This window comes from Pantoea leporis (assembly GCF_028048155.1).
Lineage (GTDB): Bacteria > Pseudomonadota > Gammaproteobacteria > Enterobacterales > Enterobacteriaceae > Pantoea > Pantoea leporis.
The window spans coordinates 88,375-107,874 of record NZ_JALMEU010000008.1; the positions used below are offsets into that span (position 1 = coordinate 88,375).

Genomic DNA, 19,500 nt, shown 5'->3' on the forward strand with positions numbered 1-19,500 from the left:
CCAGCCGGGAGGGGAACATGATCAGCACTATCGCGCTTTTTTGGGCTCTGTGTGTGGTTTGTCTGGTGAATATGGCGCGCTATTTCTCTTCTTTGCGCTCACTTTTAGCCGTTTTGCGCGGTTGCGATCCGCTGTTATATCAATACGTGGATGGTGCGGGTTTCTTCACGTCGCACGGGCAGCCGAGTAAGCAGGTGCGGCTGGTGCGCTATATCTGGGAGAAGCGCTATCACGATCATCATGACGACGAGTTCATTCGCCGCTGTGAGCGCGTGCGCGGGCAGTTTGTGCTGACCAGCGGGCTCTGCTTTTTGGTGGTGGTGAGTTTGATTGCGATGGCGATCTGGCAATAAAAAGGGCAATAAAAAGGGCGACATCGCGTCGCCCTCATACCCGTCATACTTCGAATCACAGCCGCGTTAGCTGCGCGAGTTCACCTCAGTCACTTACTTGAGTAAGCTCCTGAGGATTCACTCACTTGCCGCCTTGCTGTCATTCGAATTATTTAGGGTATCCATCAGATCAGTTTCAGTGCAATCCAGTAGAGCGAACCCGACAGCAAAATACACACCGGCAAGGTGAACACCCACGCCATAGCGATATTTTTGATGGTGCGACTCTGCAATCCACCGCCATCGACCAGCATAGTACCGGCCACCGACGACGACAGAATGTGCGTGGTAGAAACGGGCATACCGGTGTAACTGGCCACGCCAATCGATACTGCGGCCGTCACCTGCGCCGACATCCCTTGCGCATACGTCATGCCTTTCTTACCGATTTTCTCACCAATGGTGGTGGCAACACGACGCCAGCCAATCATGGTACCGATGCCGAGCGCCAGCGCCACAGCCACAATAATCCAGATCGGTGCGTACTCAACGGTGCCCAGCAAATCGCTTTTCAGCTTATTGAGGAAGCGCTTATCGTCCGCGCTGGTTTCCGGCAGCTTGGCCACTTTATCTACGGTATCGGAAACGCACAGCAGCAGGCGACGCATCTGGCTGCGTTGATCAACCGTCAGCTGATCGTAGCTCTGCAGATTGTTCAGCAGCAGCTGCGCACGATCAATAGCCTGCAGCGCACGGCTGCTGTCGCAATGGAACTCCTGCGGACCGCCAAGCGATTCATCTGGCGTTGGCACCACAGGCGGCGCCATCTGCACCATGTGCGTCAGTGATTCGTTGTGCTGCTGATAATACTGCTCCAGATGGTTTACGGCATCGCGCGTGCGGGTGATGTCATAACCCGACGCATTCAGGTTCACCACAAAACCAGCCGGCGCAACGCCGATCAGCACCAGCATAATCAGGCCAATGCCTTTCTGACCATCGTTAGCGCCGTGTGAGTAGCTCACGCCAATCGCGGAAACGATCAGGGCAATGCGCGTCCAGAACGGGGGCTTTTTCTTGCCATCAATCTTTTCACGGTCAGCAGGCGTCATGTGGATGCGTGAACGCTTGGTGGTTCCGCTCCAGTAGCGACGCAGGATAAAGATCAGACCGCCTGCAATCACCAGACCTACAATCGGCGAAAGAATCAGGGACATGAAGATATTGATGACTTTCGGCAGGTTGAGCGCGTCAACCACCGAGGTGCCGGTCATCAGGGCGTTGGTGAGACCAATACCGATGATGGCGCCAATCAATGTGTGAGAACTGGACGCCGGCAAACCCAAATACCAGGTGCCAAGGTTCCAGATAATCGCGGCAAGCAGCATGGAGAAGACCATGGCGAGTCCGTGGGCCGAACCGACATTCAACAGTAAATCGGTCGGAAGCATGTGAACGATGGCATACGCCACGCTCAATCCACCAAGCAAAACACCTAAGAAGTTGAAAACACCCGCCATGACAACCGCCAGTTGCGCCCGCATCGCACGGGTATAAATGACAGTCGCGACCGCGTTAGCAGTGTCGTGAAAACCGTTGATTGCTTCGTAAAACAATACAAACAGCAGAGCAAGAATCAGTAACAGGCTGGTACTGAGGTCGAGACCAGCAAACAGATGTAGCATAAACGTTACGCCATTTTGGGAGGACATGAACGCGGCGCATTATCTGCGACAACGTGCGCGATATGAAAGAAAAATATAGCTCTTTATTGTCTTAAAATTGTAATGCAGCGTATAGATTTAGCTGAAAACAGCTTAAAATTAGTAAGTTACATTATGACACATTTACGGCATTTTTTTGAAGCTGGCGCTAAAAGCCGCAAATCCCTACAATCAGCGCCTTTCGGGCAAGGCGGATAAAGCAGTGGAAAAGTTTGACGTTATCATTATTGGTGCAGGCGCAGCCGGCATGTTCTGCGCGGCGCAGGCGGGGCAATTGGGTCGCCGCGTATTGCTGCTGGATAACGGCAAAAAAGCCGGTCGCAAGATTTTGATGTCGGGCGGCGGTCGCTGCAACTTCACCAACATGCACACCGAACCGGCGGCGTATCTGTCGCATAATCCGCATTTCTGCAAATCGGCGCTGGCGCGCTACAACCAGTGGGATTTCATCGATCTGGTCAATCGCCACGGCATTGCGTATCACGAGAAAACGCTCGGGCAATTATTCTGCGATGACTCCGCACAGCAGATTGTCGATCTGCTGTTGAAAGAGTGTGATGCCGGGCAGGTGACGCTGCGCCTGCGCAGTGAAGTGCTGAGCGTTGAGCGCGACGATAACGGTTATACCTTGCAGCTGAACGGCACATCGGTGCAGGCAGAAAAACTGGTGATCGCCAGCGGCGGGCTCTCGATGCCAGGCCTCGGCGCCACGCCGTTTGGCTACAAAGTGGCGGAACAGTTCGGCCTGAAAGTGTTCCCGACGCGCGCGGCATTGGTGCCGTTCACGCTGCATAAACCGCTGCTGGAACAGCTCAACACGCTGTCGGGCGTCGCGCTGCCCACCACCATCACCTCGCAGGACGGCACCTTATTTAAAGAAGCGATGCTGTTTACCCATCGCGGCTTATCGGGGCCCGCCGTGCTGCAAATCTCCAGCTACTGGCAGCCGGGTGAATTCGTCACCATTGATTTGTCACCTGCCACTTCGCTGGATGATTTCATTCATGTGCAGCGCGAGGCGCATCCCAATCTTAGCCTGAAAAACAGCCTGGCGAAAATTCTGCCAAAACGGTTGGTGGAAGTGCTGCAGGAGCTAAAGCAGATTCCTGACGTCACGCTGAAGCAGCTAAACAGCAAGCAGCAGGGCGAACTGGTCAGCACGCTGCATCAATGGCGCGTGCAGCCAAACGGCACCGAAGGCTATCGCACCGCCGAGGTGACGCTAGGCGGCGTCGATACCACCCAACTGTCGTCAAAAACCATGGAAGCGCGCGATGTGCCAGGTTTGTTCTTTATCGGCGAAGTGGTGGACGTTACCGGTTGGCTGGGCGGCTACAACTTCCAGTGGGCGTGGAGCTCGGCCTGGGCGTGCGCGCAGGCGCTTTAACTCTCGTCGCTATGATGGCGCATTTCCTTTCTCCAGCGGATGAACCTATTGATGTTAAAACTCAAATTTATTGTGCCGTTGCTGATCGTCATCAGTGCCGCCGTTTGGTGGCTGATGCCGCATTACAGCGATGAGGACAAAGGCTATTACATCGCCATGTTCTGTACGCTCACTCATGATGGACGCGGCAATGCTCCGCAAGATATGCAGCAGATTATTGAAGGCAGTAATTCCGATTACGCATTACAAAAGGTGCATTTCCAGCAAGCTTTGGCAGAGCATCTGCAAACGGTTTGGCAGGATTTGTCACCGCAACAGCAGCAACAAGCGCGGCAGGAAAGACTCTCCTGCCGCCGTTTGATGTCTGAGAAATTGCTACCGGGCCAGCCGGTTCAGTAATTATTGAACGGGCAGCGCAGGGATTAAAAGCTGCGCCGCCGTTTTAAGAAGCCGCTCAACACCTTCCCGTTCCCATATCGCAAAACGTTTCGCAGCAGAATCTGACGCCAATTTTGCGAGACGCTCCGCATCCGCTTGCACGTTACTTGTTGTACTAATTGATATTTTTCGCAGCGCCGCGCAAAATACACACAGTCACATGGTGCAGCAATCGCTCGCTGAGCATGATGTTGGCACGCGCCTCACATCAACTCAGGAGCTTCACGGATGACACTCGCGATGATGAACACACACAAAGCCTTTAAAGCACTGCAGTTGGCCGGCGTCAGCGACCAGCAGGCCGAAGCCATGGTCGAGATCTTTACTGAGATGCCGCAGGATAATGCGTTATCTCGTGCTGATTTAATGAAGGCCGGAGAAGGAATTACAGGGAGCATTAAAGAACTGGATGTTCGACTTACCGGCGATATCAGAGAGCTGGATATTCGGCTTACTGGTGCGATTAAAGAACTGGATAAGCGGCTGAGTGGTGCGATTAAAGAGCTGGATGACCGGCTTAGTGCTGCTATTCGAGAACTGGAGGTTCGGCTTACTAATCTGGATGTTCGACTGAGTAGTGAGATTAAAGCAGTCGATGTTCGCCTGACCAGAGTCGAAGCTCGCCTTGATCGCATAGAAAAAGACATTGAAGTTATCAAAGCCGATGTCTCTGCTTAAAAAAACCGATATGCGCTGGATCAAACGTTTGCTAATGGTGATGACCACCACGATGGTCATTGCAGCGATCAAATACATTTTCTCTTAGATCTTGTGCTCCTGCGGCAGGAGTACAGTCGGCTGTACTCTCAGCGCGGCGCGATTCACATTCCCGCACACGCGCTGCCAGCAAACACGCTCAGCGCTGCGTAATTTGAAGCGGCGCACACTTATCACGAAGTAAAACTACAACACTGCGCTCCAGATCATCAGACTGGAGTCCAGCATGTTGGAAATTACGCCTGTCCCCGCGCTGACGCGCGCCATTGCGATTCTCGACTTTATTGCCCAGCACGGACCGTGCAGCGCCGCCGAGATCATTGAAACGCTGGCGCTTCCCAAAAGCAGCGCCTACCTGCTGTTCGCTGAACTGAAAAAACAGCGTCTGATCACTATCGATCGCAACAACAACTATTGCCTGTGGACGCGGCTGGTGGAGTTTGCCGGTCATGCACTGCAGCGCATGGATATCCGCGATATTGCGCGTCCACCTCTGACACGTTTAATGCAGCAGACCAATCTGCTGTGCCACCTCGGCATCCTCGAGGGTGGTCACGCCTGTTACATCCTCAAACTCGAATCCGCCGCCACCATCAGCGTGCGCTCGCACGAAGGCAAAAGCCTGTCGCTCTATCGCTCGGGCATTGGCAAGTGTCTGCTCGCCTGGCAGCAACCTGAAGAGCAGGAACGCATCATCAGCGGCCTGCGCTTTGTGGCGGTGACGCCAACCTCGCTGCGCAATGCCGACGCGCTGCGTACCGAGCTGGCACGCATTCGCCGTCAGGGCTGGAGCTTTGATAACGGTGAAGATTATCCCGATGTGCGCTGCGTCGCCGCGCCGATTTTCAATGCCCGCCAGCAGCTCGTCGCCGCCATTTCGCTGGTGGGCACCCGACTCGACATTGACGACGACAAACGCGATTACCTTGCTGGCCAGGCGATTGCCTGCGCCCGCGATATTTCCCGTCTGCTGGGCTGGCGTAGCCCGGCGGAAAAACACGCCTCGTAACCAGGAGAAGAGCATGTCCCTACCTAAAATTAAAACTGTCCGCGCCTACTTTGCCGGTGGCGCTACCGCGGATAAAGCAGCGGCTGGCGGCGATTACCACGATCAAGGTGCCAATCACTGGATTGATGACCACGTCGCCACGCCCATGAGCAAATACAAGCAGTATGAGCAGTCGCGTCAATCCTTTGGCATCAACGTGTTAGGCACGCTAATTGTCGAAGTCGAAGCCGATAACGGTCAAACCGGTTTTGCCATTACCACCGGCGGCGAAATGGGCTGCTTCATTGTGGAAAAGCATCTCAACCGCTTCCTTGAAGGACGCTGCGTCAGCGATATCAAACTGATTCACGACCAGATGATGAACGCCACCCTGTATTACGCCGGATCGGGCGGCCTGGTGATGAACACCATTTCGTGCGTCGATTTGGCGCTATGGGATCTGTTCGGCAAAGTCACCGATCTGCCGGTGTACAAACTGCTGGGCGGCGCGGTACGCGATGAACTGCAGTTTTACGCCACCGGCGCACGTCCGGATCTGGCGCAGCAGATGGGCTTTATCGGCGGCAAAATGGCGGTGCAGTGGGGACCGCACGATGGCGATGAAGGCATCCGTAAAGAGGTGGCGCGCATCGCTCACTATCGCGAAAGTTGCGGCCCGGATTTCTGGCTGATGCTTGATTGCTGGATGAGCCAGGACGTCAATTTCGCCACCAAGCTGGCCCACGCCTGCGCACCTTATAACGTCAAGTGGCTGGAAGAGTGTTTGCCGCCGCAGCAGTTCGAAGGATACGCCCAGCTGAAACAGCAAGCGCCGCAGGGCATGTTGATCACCAGCGGCGAACATCACGGCACGCTGCAATCATTCCGCACGCTGGCTGAAACCGGCATCGATATTTTGCAGCCTGATGTCGGCTGGTGCGGCGGCCTGACCACGCTGGTGGAAGTGGCGGCGCTGGCGAAATCACGCGGCCAACTGGTGGTGCCGCACGGCTCCTCGGTTTACTCGCATCACGCGGTGATCACCTTCACCAACAGCCCATTCAGTGAATTCCTGATGACCAGCCCGGATTGCAGCACGCTGCGCCCGCAGTTTGATCCGCTGCTGATCAACGAACCGGTGCCGGTTAACGGTCGCATGCACAAATCGGTGCTGGATAAACCGGGCTTCGGCGTGGAACTGAATCGCGATGGACTGAAGCGTCCTTATCAACACTAATCGCAGCGGCTGCGGCGACGCGTCGCAGCCCTGCGTGAGGGTTTACCATGGATAATCTGGTGTTAAGCGCGGTTAAAAAGAATCGCACACGTCTTATTCCTTTCATGTTGATGCTCTACGTGCTGGCGTTTCTCGATCGCGCCAACATTGGTTTCGCCAAAGAGGCATATCAACTCGATACCGGCCTGAGTAATGAAGCTTACGCGTTAGGGGCTGGGATCTTCTTTGTGGTGTACGCGCTGCTTGGCGTGCCGGCAAATTTGCTGATGCGACGCTTTGGCGCGCGCAGCTGGATTGGCGGCACCACGCTGCTGTGGGGATTACTTTCGGCGGCGATGGCATTTGCTGATACCGAAGCCAAATTCCTGCTGGTGCGTACCTTGCTCGGCGCCGCTGAGGCGGGTTTCTTCCCGGGCATGATTTATCTGACCTCGCTGTGGTTCCCGCAACAGCAGCGCGCTAGCGTCATGGGACTGTTCTACATGGGCGCGCCGCTGGCGTTGACGCTGGGTTCACCGCTCTCTGGCGCACTGCTGGAAATGCACGGCGTGCTAGGCCATCCCGGCTGGTTCTGGATGTTTATCATTGAAGGATTACTGGCGGTGGCAGCCGGCGTTTTCACTTTCAGCTATATCGACGACACACCGGCGAAAGCGCGTTTTCTCAGCGCCGAAGAGAAGCAGGCGCTGCAACGTCAGCTGGAGAGCGAAGAGCAGCAGAAGCCGACTTCACATCTGCGTGATGCGCTGCGCAATGGTCGCGTCTGGCAGCTCGCCATTATCTATATGACCATTCAGATAGCAGTTTATGGCCTGATTTTCTTCCTGCCTTCTCAGGTCGCAGCGTTGTTGGGCACCAAAGTCGGTTTCCTCGCCTCGCTGGTGGCGGCCATTCCGTGGGTGGCCGCGCTGTTTGGCACCTGGCTGATTCCGCGCTATTCCGACCGCAGCGGCGAGCGTCGCCGGGTCGCGGCGTTCACCTTGCTGGCTGCTGCCGTCGGGATTGGTTTGTCCGGATTGGTTTCGCCGCTGTTGGCCATCATTGCGCTTAGCGTCGCAGCGGTGGGTTTTATTGCCGTGCAGCCGGTGTTCTGGACCATGCCGACGCAGCTGCTTTCTGGCACTGCGCTGGCGGCGGGCATCGGCTTCGTCAATTTGTTTGGTGCTGTAGGTGGCTTCCTGGCGCCGCTGATTCGCGTAAATGCCGAAATGCACTTTAACAGCAGCGCTGCCGGATTGCTGGCGCTGGCGCTAATTGCCGCCATCGGTTCACTCATTATCCTCAGCCTGAAAGTGGAGCGTCAGTTGCCACACTCTCAGCAGCCAAGTCATTAAGTAAGGAGCAGCTATGCAGGATCCGTTAAATAATCCCTTCAAAGCCGGATTGGCGAAAGGCGAAACGCAGATTGGTTTGTGGCTGAGCAGCACATCGTCGTATCTGGCCGAAATTGCTGCCACCAGCGGCTACGACTGGTTATTGATAGATGGCGAACACGCCCCGAATACCGTACAGGATCTCTATCATCAATTGCAGGCCGTTGCGCCTTATCGCAGCCAGCCGGTGATACGGCCAATCGAATTCCAGACCGCACTGATTAAGCAGGTGCTGGATATCGGTGCGCGCACCTTGCTGGTGCCGATGATCGATACCGCTGAGCAGGCACAGGCGCTGGTGAAGGCGACGCGCTATCCGCCTTACGGCACGCGCGGCGTCGGCGCAGGCGTGGCGCGGGCGGCACGTTGGGGGCGCGTGGAAAATTATATGGCGCGCGCCAATGAAGAGTTATGCCTGCTGATTCAGGCCGAAAGCAAAACGGCGATTGATAATCTCGATGCGTTGCTGGAGGTTGAGGGCGTTGACGGAATCTTTATTGGTCCGGCTGATTTGTCAGCCTCATTGGGCTATCCCGATAATGCCGGGCATCCTGAAGTGCAGAAAGTGATTGAGCAGAGTATCAAACGCATCCGCAGCGCAGGAAAAGCGGCCGGTTTTCTGGCGGTTAATCTGGAGATGGCGGAACGCGCTATTCGTTGGGGAGCTAATTTCGTTGCCGTCGGTGTGGATACCATGCTGTATACCGATGCGCTGGATAATCGGCTCGCGCATTTTAAAAAGAGCGTAAATGCGCTGAATAAATCGAGTTACTAATTGAGAAACGGATGGCATACCATCCGTTTCTATTCAATTAAAGCGTTCATGAATTGGAATGAAGAAGTCTGTTGGCGTCAAATGGCGCCAAAAAAAGAGTCAATTATTTATCAACGCATCGCACAACCAATTCGCGGTATATATTTATCGTTACGTACCGCGGGCGTGATAATTGCTTTATTGCGTTCCGTGGCGTCAAATCCCGCCTGACGGCAAAGCACACAGGGATCGCTACTTTCACGCATTGCAAGTTTGGTTTCCTCATCCATCTGGCGCTTACGGCAATAAAGAGGCGTGCAGCCCAGCACATGTTTAAATGAGCGCGTGAAAGATTGCTGGCTTTCAAAATGATATTTCACTGCCAGGCTGATAATTGGCACGTTGCTGTCTTTTAAGTCATTAATGCAATGAACCAGTTTCTTTTTTCGGATGTAGCGTGCCAGCGTCTCATTGTGATAACGGGCGAAGAGTTTCTGTAAATACCATTTCGAATAGCCAGACTTCAGTGCAATATCATCAATCGTTAAACGTTGATCCAGGTTAGCCATAATCCATTCGGTTACCGAATCAATTACCCCTTCATTATATTTTTGCTGTGTCATCATAGTCCTCCATTAACAGTGGCAGAGTGTAATTTAATTAATCTTTCCAATCTGCAATTAATGTAAAGTTTTCTGGTTATTTGGCTGTTTTAATATTTGTCATCAAGACCGGTCTCGGTTTTCGTGAATTTACAGGTTTTCTTGTTGTGATGGTGTTGAGTATTTATCGTAATAACGGGCGTTATTATTAACTCAAATTTTTCATCGCTTCGCGGCGCTTAATAGTAAAAGGTGTGCTTTCTGGCGGCACACCTCATCAATACTTAACGCGGATTAACGTGCCACACTGAAGGTTTTCACTGTTGAGGAATCACCTAATGGGTTTTCGTTTCAAACCAAAACAGTCACTTGCCGTGATTCTGGCATCAGTGGCGTTAGGCGCTGTTGCTCCGGCGCTCGCCGCCAATGTGTATGGTGAACAGCTCGAAGGCTTTAACTATCCCTATCCGCTGCAGCACTTTAACTTCTCCTCGCAGCAGCAAGCGCTGAGTATGGGTTATATGGATGTCAAACCTACGCAGCAGGCCAACGGTGAAACCGTGGTGCTGATGCACGGCAAGAACTTCTGTGGCGCAACCTGGGATGACACCATCAAAGCGCTGAGCCAGAAAGGTTATCGCGTCATCGCGCCAGATCAGATTGGCTTCTGCAGCTCAACTAAACCAGCTAACTATCAATACACCTTCCAGCAACTGGCACAGAACACCCATCAACTGTTGCAGCAACTGGGTATCGACAACGCCATTATGGTTGGGCACTCGACCGGCGGCATGCTGGCGACGCGTTATGCGCTGATGTATCCCAGACAAACGCAGAAGCTGGTGCTGGTCAATCCCATCGGCTTAGAAGACTGGAAAGCCAAAGGCGCGCCGTGGCGCTCGGTGGATCAGTGGTATCAGCGTGAACTCAAGCTGGATGCGGCGGGCATCAAGAAATATGAACAGCAGACATATTACAGCGGCCAGTGGAAGCCGGAGTATGACAAATGGGTCGATATGCTGGCTGGGCTAAATAGTGGGCCAGGCCACAAGAAAGTGGCGTGGAACTCGGCGCTCATCTACGACATGATTTTCACTCAGCCGGTGTATTACGAGTTTAAAGATCTACGCGTGCCGACCACGTTGATGATTGGCACCGCAGATACCACGGCGATTGGCAGTGATATCGCGCCGCCGGAAGTGAAAGCAAAACTCGGGCATTACAATGTATTGGGTAAGCAGGTGGCGCAACTGATTCCCGGCGCACGCTTAATCGAATTCCCGGGCATGGGGCACGCGCCGCAGATGGAAGAACCGCAGACGTTTAATCAGGCATTGATCACGGATTTAGTGGGTCATTAATTGCAGGGTCGCCATTCACGGCGACCAACATCAACTCAACTTCTTTTTCCCGTTCTTAGCGGCGTACATCCGTTCGTCGCTACCTTCCAGCAGCTGTTCCAGCGACTGCGGATGATCGGGATCGAACTCAACAATGCCCGATGAGAAGTGCAGAGCGTAGCGGCGCTCGAGGTTCTGGGTTTGCTGTTGCAGGAAACCATCAAAGCGCGCCAACACACCTTCGGCATCGGCTTGCTGCAAGCCATTAAACAGCACCACAAATTCGTCGCCGCCCAAACGAGCAAAGATATCCGCATGGCGAAAACTCACCTTCATGGCGTTGGCAAAGTCCATTAATGCGCGGTCGCCTTCGCGATGACCGAGCGTATCGTTAATGGCTTTAAAGCGATCGAGATCGAGGAAAGTCAGGCTGGCCGGTAACTGCTTCAACTGGCACTCATTCAGCGCCAGCTGGCCGAGCGTCATAAAGCCACGGCGGTTGGTGATTTGCGTCAGTTCATCGGATGTTGCGGTCTGAAACGCCACCAGCTCCGCTTCCGCCATTGCGGCTAAATCACGCAATGTATGGATATCATCCGCATCGAACTGGCGCGCATGATGATCGATAATGCACAAGGTGCCGACTTTCGCACCAGCCGGCGTGCGCAATGGGCAACCGGCGTAGAAACGCACCGGATTTTCGGCATTTTTAACCAGTGGATTATCGAAGAAGCGCTCGTCATCAAGCGCGTTTTCTACCACCATCACATCATCCTGCAGCACGGCGTGGCCACAGAAAGAGGTATTGCGCGGTGCGGTGATATCGCTTGAACCCGCAGTGGATTTGAACCACTGATGGTCCTCTTCCAGCAGGCTGACCAGCGCAACGGGTACACCAAACAAACGACGGGCAAGGCGGGTTAAACGGTCGAAACGCTCTTCTGCTGGCGTGTGCAGAATGTTGAGCGCACGTAACTGGGCCAGACGATGTGACTCGTCCGCAGGCAGTGCAGGTGCTTTCATCGCGTTACTCTTATTAATTATGGAATTACAGAAACACTGGTATTTAAGCCACAAAGGCTGAAAGCGCCTGGCAACGGTATGCGATGTCCGATGCCAGGCGTAACGATAATCAGAGCACTTTTTGCTCAGCGAGATCAAGGGCAAAATAGCTGAAAATGAGATCCGCGCCGGCACGTTTAATCGCGCCAAGGCTCTCCAGAACCACATTACGTTCGTCGATGGCACCCGCCTGCGCGGCGAATTTGATCATCGCGTACTCACCGCTCACCTGGTACGCAGCGAGCGGCAGCGTGGTGCGTTCGCGGATATCGCGCAGGATATCGAGGTAAGCGCCAGCCGGTTTTACCATCAGAGAATCTGCACCTTCCGCTTCATCAAGCAGCGACTCGCGCAGCGCTTCACGGCGGTTCATCGGATTCATCTGGTAAGTCTTACGATCGCCTTTCAGCGCGGTGCCTGCGGCTTCACGGAACGGGCCGTAGAAGGAAGACGCGAACTTCGTCGAATAAGACATGATGGCGGTATCGGTGAAGCCAGCGGCGTCGAGCGCCTGGCGAATGGCTTTCACCTGGCCATCCATCGCGGCAGAAGGAGCGATAAAGTCTGCGCCGGCTTGTGCCGCAACCACGGCTTGCTTGCCGAGGTTGATCAGCGTTTGGTCGTTATCGACGCCGTGATCGCACAGCACGCCGCAATGGCCGTGGCTGGTGTATTCGCAGAAGCAGGTATCAGACATCACGATCATTTCTGGCACTGTGTCTTTGCAGATACGCGACATACGCGCCACTAAACCGTTTTCATTCCAGGCATCGCTGCCGGTGGCGTCGGTGTGGTGGGAAATACCGAAGGTCATCACTGAACGAATGCCCGCTTTGGCAATACGTTCAATCTCATAAGCTAAACGTTTCTCGGGGATACGCACCACGCCCGGCATGGCGTTAATGGGCACATAATCGTCCACGCCTTCTTCAACGAAAATCGGCAGTGCCAAATCGTTGATGCTGAGGTGAGATTCCTGGAACATTTCGCGCATTGACGCGCTTTTGCGCAGCCTTCTTGGGCGCTGGATCAGATTAAATTCAGACATGCTCTACAACTTATGCAGGTTAAAAAAGTGGCAATAGTTTACCCCTTTTCGCGGCTGCGCATGAAGGATTGTGTGCGGAAACGAAAACTCCCGCCGGGCGGCGGGAGTAGGGAAGATTACTCGTTGATGTCCGGATGCTGCTGCACCAGGTTTTTACGTTTCGCCTCAAGCTTGGCGATCTCGTCATCAATATCTTCGATTTTCTGCTCGATGTTGTCGTGATGCTCCTGCAGGATTTCACGTGCTTCATCCATGTCCGACGCGGCTGGCGTAGCACCGCGCAGCGGCTTGTTGGCGGTCTCTTTCATGAAGATACCGGTAATCAAACCAATCACCGCGACAACCATCAGGTAGTATGCCGGCATATACAGATTGTTGGTGGCTTCCACTAGATAAGCGGCGAATGTCGGTGTTAGACCGGCAATCAGCACCGAAATATTGAAGGCACTTGCCAATGCGCTGTAGCGAATGTGGGTTGGGAACATCGCAGGTAGCGAGGATGCCATTACACCGGTAAAGGCGTTTAAGATCACAGCCATCAGCAACAGACCGGCAAAAATCAGACCCAGCACGCCACTGTTAATCAGCATGAAGGCCGGAATCGCGAAGGCAAACAGGGCGATACTGCCGATGATGACAAATGGACGACGGCCAAAGCGGTCACTCAGCATGCCCATTACTGGCTGCACAAACAACATACCCATCATAATGGCGATGATGATCAACACGCCGTGATCTTCCGAGTAGTGCAGGTTATGTGACAGGTAACTCGGCATGTAGGTCAGCAGCATGTAGTAGGTCACGTTGGTGGCAATCACCAGACCGATACAGGCCAACAGGCTTTTCCAGTGTTTGGTCGCGATCTCTTTAAACGACACTTTCGGGCCGTCGCGCAGACCTTCACGGTCGCCTTGTTCCAGCTTGTCAACGTGTTGCTGGAACGCCGGCGTTTCTTCCAGGGCATGACGCAGATACAAACCGATAATGCCGAGCGGCAGCGCAATAAAGAAAGGAATACGCCAGCCCCACTCGAGGAATTTCTCTTCACCGATAATGGTGGAGATCAGCACCACGACGCCCGCACCGAGCACAAAACCGGCGATGGAGCCGAAATCAAGCCAGCTGCCCATAAAGCCGCGCTTGCGGTCAGGCGAGTACTCGGCAACGAAGATCGATGCACCGGTATATTCACCGCCGACCGAGAAGCCCTGCGCCATTTTTGCCAACAGCAGCAGAATCGGTGCCCAAATACCAATTGAGGCATAGGACGGTATCAAGCCGATACAGAAGGTACTGATCGACATGATAACGATGGTAATAGAAAGGATTTTCTGGCGACCATATTTATCGCCCAACATGCCGAAGAACAAACCACCGAGTGGACGAATCAGGAACGGAACTGAGAACGTACCCAGTGCAGCAATCATCTGTACACTTGGAGAAGCATCCGGGAAGAACACCTTACCCAGCGCGTAAGCCACAAAGCCATAAACACCAAAATCAAACCATTCCATCGCGTTGCCCAGCGAAGCCGCGGTAATGGCTTTACGTAAACGGGAGTCATCGATAATGGTGACATCATCAATCCCGATAGGTTTTACACGCTTCCTACGTAGTTTCATGCAGATACCCTGTATTGGAATTCGAAAAATCCTCAACGCTGCGGACTCAAACAATGCCAACAGTCCGCGGCGTTGAGAAAATTAAAGCATAGCGGGGAAATAACGCTTTTTCCCTGCCCTGCCGGGCAATTATTAGGAAAGTAATGATTGCCAACCGCGACAGAGTATACCGATTTTGTGTGATATTTGTCATGTTCTCACCATTAACTGGCTATTTTTTAGCTAATGCTGTGGCCTGTTAGCGCTTAAAACGCGTCGAAAAAAGGCCACAATTTCACGCAGCGATTTGCAGTAAGCGTGCGCCATCTCGCGAAACTACATATACTTGCGTGAGTTGCTTTTTTGGAAATCAGGTTTCATATGGCGCGCTTTGTTTTATTTGCCAAAAGTCTCTGTTTTGATGCCGACCAACAGGTGTTTTATCCACTCAATTCTCCCGCTCAACGCGTGGCATTAAGTCCGCTGCAAAGCGCGGTATTACGTCGCGTGCTCAATGCCCAAGGCAAGCTGGTGCGTAATCAGGCATTGCATGTGCTGTTTCAGCGCGAACCTTCTGAGATCCCCTTTGCCGATCGCTTAACGTTGACCATTGCTGAGATCAATCGTCTGGCGCAGCAGGCGCACGCGCCAGGTGCATTGGTACATCAGGTGCCGCTGATTGGCTGCGTGCTGGCCGAGCAGGTCGATGTCGAATCCTTCAGTGAGGTCGCTACGCCTGCTGCTGAAGCTGAAAAGCCGGTCACGGTGCAGCCCGAACCTGCTGTGAAAGCGGTCGCCGTGAAGAAAAAATCCTGGCTGTGGCGTGGCGTGCTGGCGGGATTATTACTGCTAAATGTGGCGCTGGCACTGATTATCCGTCAGGAGTTTGCGCCAACCGAACATGATGGCATGCAATTTAAATTTTATGGTCAGGAAGCGCAGACGCAGGTCTTTATCAATGAAAGACTTTCTGCCGATTCTTTTGTCGTTCAGGATGCTATGCGCCGATTCCGCGAGTTAAAACCGCGCCTGCCGGATGGCTCAGTCCCGCCGTTGCTGTACATCAACCGTTCACGCATTCGTGCCTTCAGCAGTGCTTTCCTTTGCCTCCAACCCATCGAGCAAAAGAATAATGGATGTATTTCATGGTTGATATCTAATCAGGAGCTACCTGATGCGTAAGTCACTACTCACATTGGTTGTTATTATTGCGTTCATTCTTCCCTGGGCGTGGGTTCTGTTGGTCCGCCCAACCGTTGTGGTACCCGAATGGTGTGATGTTCCCTATCGCATTGATAATGAAGGGAAGCCAACGGGTACGCTGGATGCGACGGTACGCACACGTTTTAAAGCGGATGGTAGCGGCGCATCAACGCTAATCGGCACGGTAACATTGCCGGATCGCCAATATCGCTTAAATCGCGTTTCTGTCAGTAGCTGGCATCGTCAGGGCGATTTTATGCTGGTGAATACCCGTAAAGTGCAGGCGATGGCCGATGATACGGTGCCCGAGCCACTCGCTGCGCAGATACTTTTCACCTCGGCGCGAGAATCCCACAGTGATTATTATCAGATGTATCAACTCCCCAATGGCGATCAAATAATCAATTATTCTGGTATGCCGCGGCTTTATTGCCATACCTGATTGATGCGCACATAAATAAGAAAAACTTACCATTAAGCGAGGCGGTAACCTCTGCTTGCCAGCTCCAAAACATTGGGTAATACTCTGCCGCCGTGCTTTGGTGGAGTGTTCATGTCGAGGATAAACGCCCAGTCTTTTAAGAATCCCTGGCTGTCGATGAGCGACAGTGTAGAAAGCAATCTTATCAATCTTGTGCCTGCGGCACAGCGTACGACTGCCGTTTCCATTAGCTCGGTGGCGTGGATTAACTGTGGCGAACGAACCGATGCGCAGCTGGCATTATTGGCGCAACAACCCGATGAACTGCTGCAACGCCTGAAAAGCTGGCGTCAGGCCGGATTACTCTCCCGCCAGGCGACCGAGAGCTTACGTCAGCTGCAACGGTTGACGCAAACCAGCATCGCATGTAACCAACCCATCACGCAGCTTGATGAATATCAGCAGTTGGTGGGGCAGTTAACGCCGACGCTGGAGCGCATTAATCAACGTCTCAATGCCCAGCGCGATGTGCCGAATGGCGAGCTGGCGGAAGACAGCCTTGAAGTGGCGCTGCGCATTGCGGAAAAACGGCGCGCAGGCCGTTCAGAGCAGCGAGCGCAGCGGCGCACCCGTTAACCATCCCTGAATATCTTCCACCGCCTGCGTGAAGTAGGTGCGATAATTGCTGTCGGCGACATAGCCGAGATGCGGCGTCGCCAGCACGTTCGGCAGCTGACGCAGCGGATGATCGGCGGGCAGCGGCTCCTGTTCAAACACATCTAATCCCGCACCGGCTAACTGACCCGATTGCAGCGCGGCGATCATCGCCTGTTGATCGACAATGCCGGCGCGCGATGTGTTAATCAGCAGCGCGCCGGGCTTCATCTGCGTCAGCGCCGCTGCATCAATTAAATGGCGTGAGCGCTCGCTCAATACCAGATGAATGGACACCACATCGCTGCTACTGAGCAGCGCAGCCAGCGATGGCGAACGTTCTGCGCCACACTCGGCGGCACGTTCGGCGGTTAAATTCTGGCTCCACGCACACACGCGCATCCCAAACGCCTGCGCCACTTTTGCCATCTCGCCGCCGATTTTACCCAATCCAAGTAATCCCAGCGTTTTGCCCTGCAGGCTCATGCCAACGGTGTGCTGCCACGCGCCGTTGCTGCGCAGCGCCTGATTCTCCGGCACGATATGGCGCGCCAATCCCAGCAACAATCCCCACGTCAGTTCCAGCGGTGCCGCGCTGCTGCTGGCGGTACCGCACACCGCGATATAGCGTTCCGCGCAGGCATGTAAATCGATGGAGGCATTACGCATGCCGGAAGTGACTACCATTTTCAGATTGGGCAAGCGGCCAATCAGCTCGGCGCTGAGCGGCGTGCGTTCGCGCATAACCACCAAAATATCGGCGTGCGCGATGCGCTTAACCAATTCATCCTGGTCGGCGAAATGTTCAGTCAGGGAAGTGGTGTGCACCAGCGGGGCGAGAGACGCCCAATCGGCAAGCGACTGGGCGACGTTCTGGTAGTCATCAAGAATGATGCAGTTCAGGCTCATAATGTTCCTCAACGAGAAGTGGCTTGTGCCCTTGCTCGCTGAGCCAGGCACGCAGCCGGTCATTATCCAGCGGACGGGCATAATAGTAGCCCTGAATAAATATCACACCACGCTGCCGCAGGTACTCAAATTGTGTTGCGGTCTCGACGCCTTCGCCCAGCACATCCAGTTCCAGCTTGTGGCACAGATTAATAATCGCATCCAGCACCGGTGTTTCTACATCGAGGCCTTCAATGGCATTGATAAAGCCGCGATCGATTTTCAGGTAGTCCAGCGGGAAGGTGAGCAGGTAGGTCAGTGAACAGTGGCCGGTACCGAAATCATCAATCGCCACCTTCATGCCCTGCGCGCGCAAATGACGCAGTTTACACGCCACCTTTTCACCCTCTTCAATCAGGCTGCGTTCGGTCAGCTCCAGCGTGATGCACAGCTGTTTATCTTTGATGCGCTCAGCAAACAATTCAATATCGGCCACGAAATCGTCATGCTGCAGATGCTCCGCCGCCAGATTCAGCCCGAGGTGAAATCCGGGCTCGACCTGCCAGCTCTGAATATCTTCGGCCATCAACTCCAGCAGATGCTGCGTCAACGGCACAATCATCCCTTCGGCTTCAGCGGCGCTGATAAAGATATCCGGACGAATCATCACGCCGTTGGGCCGTTGCCAGCGCAGTAAGGCTTCAACACCGGCGCAGGCGTGCAAGGTATTGCTGTAAACCGGCTGATAATGCACTGAGAACTGGCGGGCGCGGATAGCGCGACCAATCTCATCGTGCCAGGAAATACGACGACGCAGCCAATTGGCGGTGAGGATCATCAGCAAAATCGAGAAAATCGCCGCCATCGGCAGGAAGATGAACAGCGCCTGACGCCAGGCTTTGAGCAGCTCAGAAGCCGGAACGGTTACATTAACAGTGATGGGATAGCGGCTGGAGTCGGCCTGAAAAGATTCACTTTTCATATACAGCTTTGGCTGCATGTCAGCCGGTCCGCTGGCGATCACTGCGCCACCGCTAAATTGCAGGCTCATGTGGTAACCGCGTGAACCGCCAATGGCGTTCATGAAATCCATCAAATATTGGCCGTCGATGACCGCCCAAAAACCGCTGGTATCGGGAAGCTGACGCATAAACACCACCGCCGGACGATTCGGCACGCCAACCGTTCCGTGCACCGAAATGCTCCACCAGGCTTTGCCGGTTATCGGCGGCGGCTGCATCATCATCTCGGTCAGGGTGCCATGTCGCAGGCCAAAGGCGGACGAGCAAATGATGTCATTGCCTTTCAGCATACCAATGGATCGAAAATAGGGATTGAGCGTACCGGCGCGCTGCAGCTGATCTTCGATTTGTGCACAAGGCTGGTACTGATACTGGCGCATCTCAGTGATCATATCCCAGGCGTTGTCACTCATCTTTTCAGCCTGAGTAATCAAGGTATTGGCGGTTGAGATCTGCTGTTGGCTGACGGTGTGGCGCGCTTCGATGGCCGTACAAAGGATGCCGAGCACCAATGGCAGCAACCCGGCACAAACGATTAAGACCCAATCAAAATCGTGATGTCGTTTTTTCAGTGGCACCAGACAATCCTCAGTCGGTTTAAGCTGCGCTTGCGGCGTCAGCAGCATACCATTTTCACAGGGCTGTGTAGGGTAGCGATTCAAGAATAAACCGGTCTGATACAGGTCAATGATCAATCTCACTTTGCGTT

The 19,500-nt window shown here is 53.9% G+C and carries 19 protein-coding genes; 12 read left to right on the plus strand and 7 right to left on the minus strand.

Annotated features, from left to right (window positions below):
• Window positions 1-17 precede the first annotated feature (17 nt).
• Window positions 18-353: a universal stress protein UspB gene (uspB, locus tag MWH02_RS18090; protein WP_008108136.1), complete on the plus strand. Its 336-nt coding sequence runs from the start codon at window positions 18-20 to the stop codon at window positions 351-353.
• Window positions 354-517: 164 nt separating this feature from the next.
• Here the strand turns inward: uspB and pitA are convergent, their stop codons facing one another.
• Window positions 518-2,017 (minus strand): inorganic phosphate transporter PitA, encoded by a 1,500-nt coding sequence (pitA, locus tag MWH02_RS18095; protein ID WP_137386695.1) that lies wholly within the window; start codon window positions 2,015-2,017, stop codon window positions 518-520.
• Window positions 2,018-2,258: 241 nt separating this feature from the next.
• On the opposite strand from pitA, the gene MWH02_RS18100 reads away from it, so the two are divergent.
• The 7 genes from MWH02_RS18100 (at window position 2,259) to yfaU (ending at window position 8,971) form a co-directional block, all read left to right on the plus strand.
• Complete coding sequence (locus MWH02_RS18100) at window positions 2,259-3,443, plus strand: BaiN/RdsA family NAD(P)/FAD-dependent oxidoreductase (protein ID WP_271461176.1); 1,185 nt, start codon at window positions 2,259-2,261, stop codon at window positions 3,441-3,443.
• Between the two features lie 51 nt (window positions 3,444-3,494).
• Window positions 3,495-3,842, plus strand: a complete 348-nt coding sequence (locus MWH02_RS18105; RefSeq protein ID WP_101762721.1) for a hypothetical protein — start codon at window positions 3,495-3,497, stop codon at window positions 3,840-3,842.
• Between the two features lie 267 nt (window positions 3,843-4,109).
• Window positions 4,110-4,559 carry a DUF1640 domain-containing protein gene (locus tag MWH02_RS18110; protein ID WP_271461177.1) on the plus strand — a complete coding sequence of 150 codons (450 nt, stop codon included), beginning with the start codon at window positions 4,110-4,112 and terminating at the stop codon, window positions 4,557-4,559.
• 265 nt (window positions 4,560-4,824) lie between these two features.
• Window positions 4,825-5,607, plus strand: a complete 783-nt coding sequence (locus MWH02_RS18115) for an IclR family transcriptional regulator (protein ID WP_101762719.1) — start codon at window positions 4,825-4,827, stop codon at window positions 5,605-5,607.
• A 13-nt stretch (window positions 5,608-5,620) separates the two neighbouring features.
• On the plus strand, window positions 5,621-6,823 hold the full coding sequence (gene rhmD / locus MWH02_RS18120; protein WP_192236950.1) for an L-rhamnonate dehydratase: 1,203 nt from the start codon (window positions 5,621-5,623) through the stop codon (window positions 6,821-6,823).
• Window positions 6,824-6,870: 47 nt separating this feature from the next.
• On the plus strand, window positions 6,871-8,157 hold the full coding sequence (locus tag MWH02_RS18125) for an MFS transporter (RefSeq protein WP_271461178.1): 1,287 nt from the start codon (window positions 6,871-6,873) through the stop codon (window positions 8,155-8,157).
• A 13-nt stretch (window positions 8,158-8,170) separates the two neighbouring features.
• Window positions 8,171-8,971 carry a 2-keto-3-deoxy-L-rhamnonate aldolase gene (gene yfaU, locus MWH02_RS18130; RefSeq protein ID WP_101762716.1) on the plus strand — a complete coding sequence of 267 codons (801 nt, stop codon included), beginning with the start codon at window positions 8,171-8,173 and terminating at the stop codon, window positions 8,969-8,971.
• Between the two features lie 110 nt (window positions 8,972-9,081).
• Here the strand turns inward: yfaU and MWH02_RS18135 are convergent, their stop codons facing one another.
• A complete protein-coding gene (locus MWH02_RS18135; RefSeq protein WP_271461213.1) occupies window positions 9,082-9,573 on the minus strand; it encodes a helix-turn-helix domain-containing protein in 492 nt (163 codons plus the stop codon).
• A 317-nt stretch (window positions 9,574-9,890) separates the two neighbouring features.
• Here MWH02_RS18135 and MWH02_RS18140 point away from each other — a divergent pair, with 317 nt between their 5' ends.
• A complete protein-coding gene (locus tag MWH02_RS18140) occupies window positions 9,891-10,913 on the plus strand; it encodes an alpha/beta fold hydrolase (RefSeq protein ID WP_101762714.1) in 1,023 nt (340 codons plus the stop codon).
• A 30-nt stretch (window positions 10,914-10,943) separates the two neighbouring features.
• On the opposite strand, the gene MWH02_RS18145 is transcribed toward MWH02_RS18140, so the two are convergent.
• From MWH02_RS18145 to proP, 3 genes are all read right to left on the minus strand, one after another.
• Complete coding sequence (locus MWH02_RS18145) at window positions 10,944-11,915, minus strand: GGDEF domain-containing protein (protein ID WP_222235061.1); 972 nt, start codon at window positions 11,913-11,915, stop codon at window positions 10,944-10,946.
• A 109-nt stretch (window positions 11,916-12,024) separates the two neighbouring features.
• A complete protein-coding gene (gene hemB / locus MWH02_RS18150; RefSeq protein WP_101762712.1) occupies window positions 12,025-13,002 on the minus strand; it encodes a porphobilinogen synthase in 978 nt (325 codons plus the stop codon).
• 116 nt (window positions 13,003-13,118) lie between these two features.
• Complete coding sequence (gene proP, locus MWH02_RS18155; RefSeq protein WP_101762711.1) at window positions 13,119-14,624, minus strand: glycine betaine/L-proline transporter ProP; 1,506 nt, start codon at window positions 14,622-14,624, stop codon at window positions 13,119-13,121.
• A gap of 360 nt (window positions 14,625-14,984) precedes the next feature.
• On the opposite strand from proP, the gene MWH02_RS18160 reads away from it, so the two are divergent.
• The 3 genes from MWH02_RS18160 (at window position 14,985) to MWH02_RS18170 (ending at window position 16,863) form a co-directional block, all read left to right on the plus strand.
• Complete coding sequence (locus tag MWH02_RS18160) at window positions 14,985-15,785, plus strand: hypothetical protein (protein WP_110867651.1); 801 nt, start codon at window positions 14,985-14,987, stop codon at window positions 15,783-15,785.
• On the plus strand, window positions 15,778-16,248 hold the full coding sequence (locus MWH02_RS18165; RefSeq protein ID WP_101762709.1) for a hypothetical protein: 471 nt from the start codon (window positions 15,778-15,780) through the stop codon (window positions 16,246-16,248). Before MWH02_RS18160 ends, MWH02_RS18165 begins: the two co-directional genes overlap by 8 nt.
• Window positions 16,249-16,359: 111 nt before the next feature.
• On the plus strand, window positions 16,360-16,863 hold the full coding sequence (locus tag MWH02_RS18170) for a hypothetical protein (protein WP_271461179.1): 504 nt from the start codon (window positions 16,360-16,362) through the stop codon (window positions 16,861-16,863).
• On the opposite strand, the gene MWH02_RS18175 is transcribed toward MWH02_RS18170, so the two are convergent.
• Window positions 16,831-17,790, minus strand: a complete 960-nt coding sequence (locus MWH02_RS18175) for a D-2-hydroxyacid dehydrogenase family protein (RefSeq protein WP_271461180.1) — start codon at window positions 17,788-17,790, stop codon at window positions 16,831-16,833. The two genes, MWH02_RS18170 and MWH02_RS18175, sit on opposite strands and share 33 nt — an antisense overlap.
• Window positions 17,765-19,369 (minus strand): EAL domain-containing protein, encoded by a 1,605-nt coding sequence (locus MWH02_RS18180; protein ID WP_101762789.1) that lies wholly within the window; start codon window positions 19,367-19,369, stop codon window positions 17,765-17,767. The genes MWH02_RS18175 and MWH02_RS18180 overlap by 26 nt, the downstream gene beginning before the upstream one ends.
• Between the last annotated feature and the right edge of the window lie 131 nt (window positions 19,370-19,500).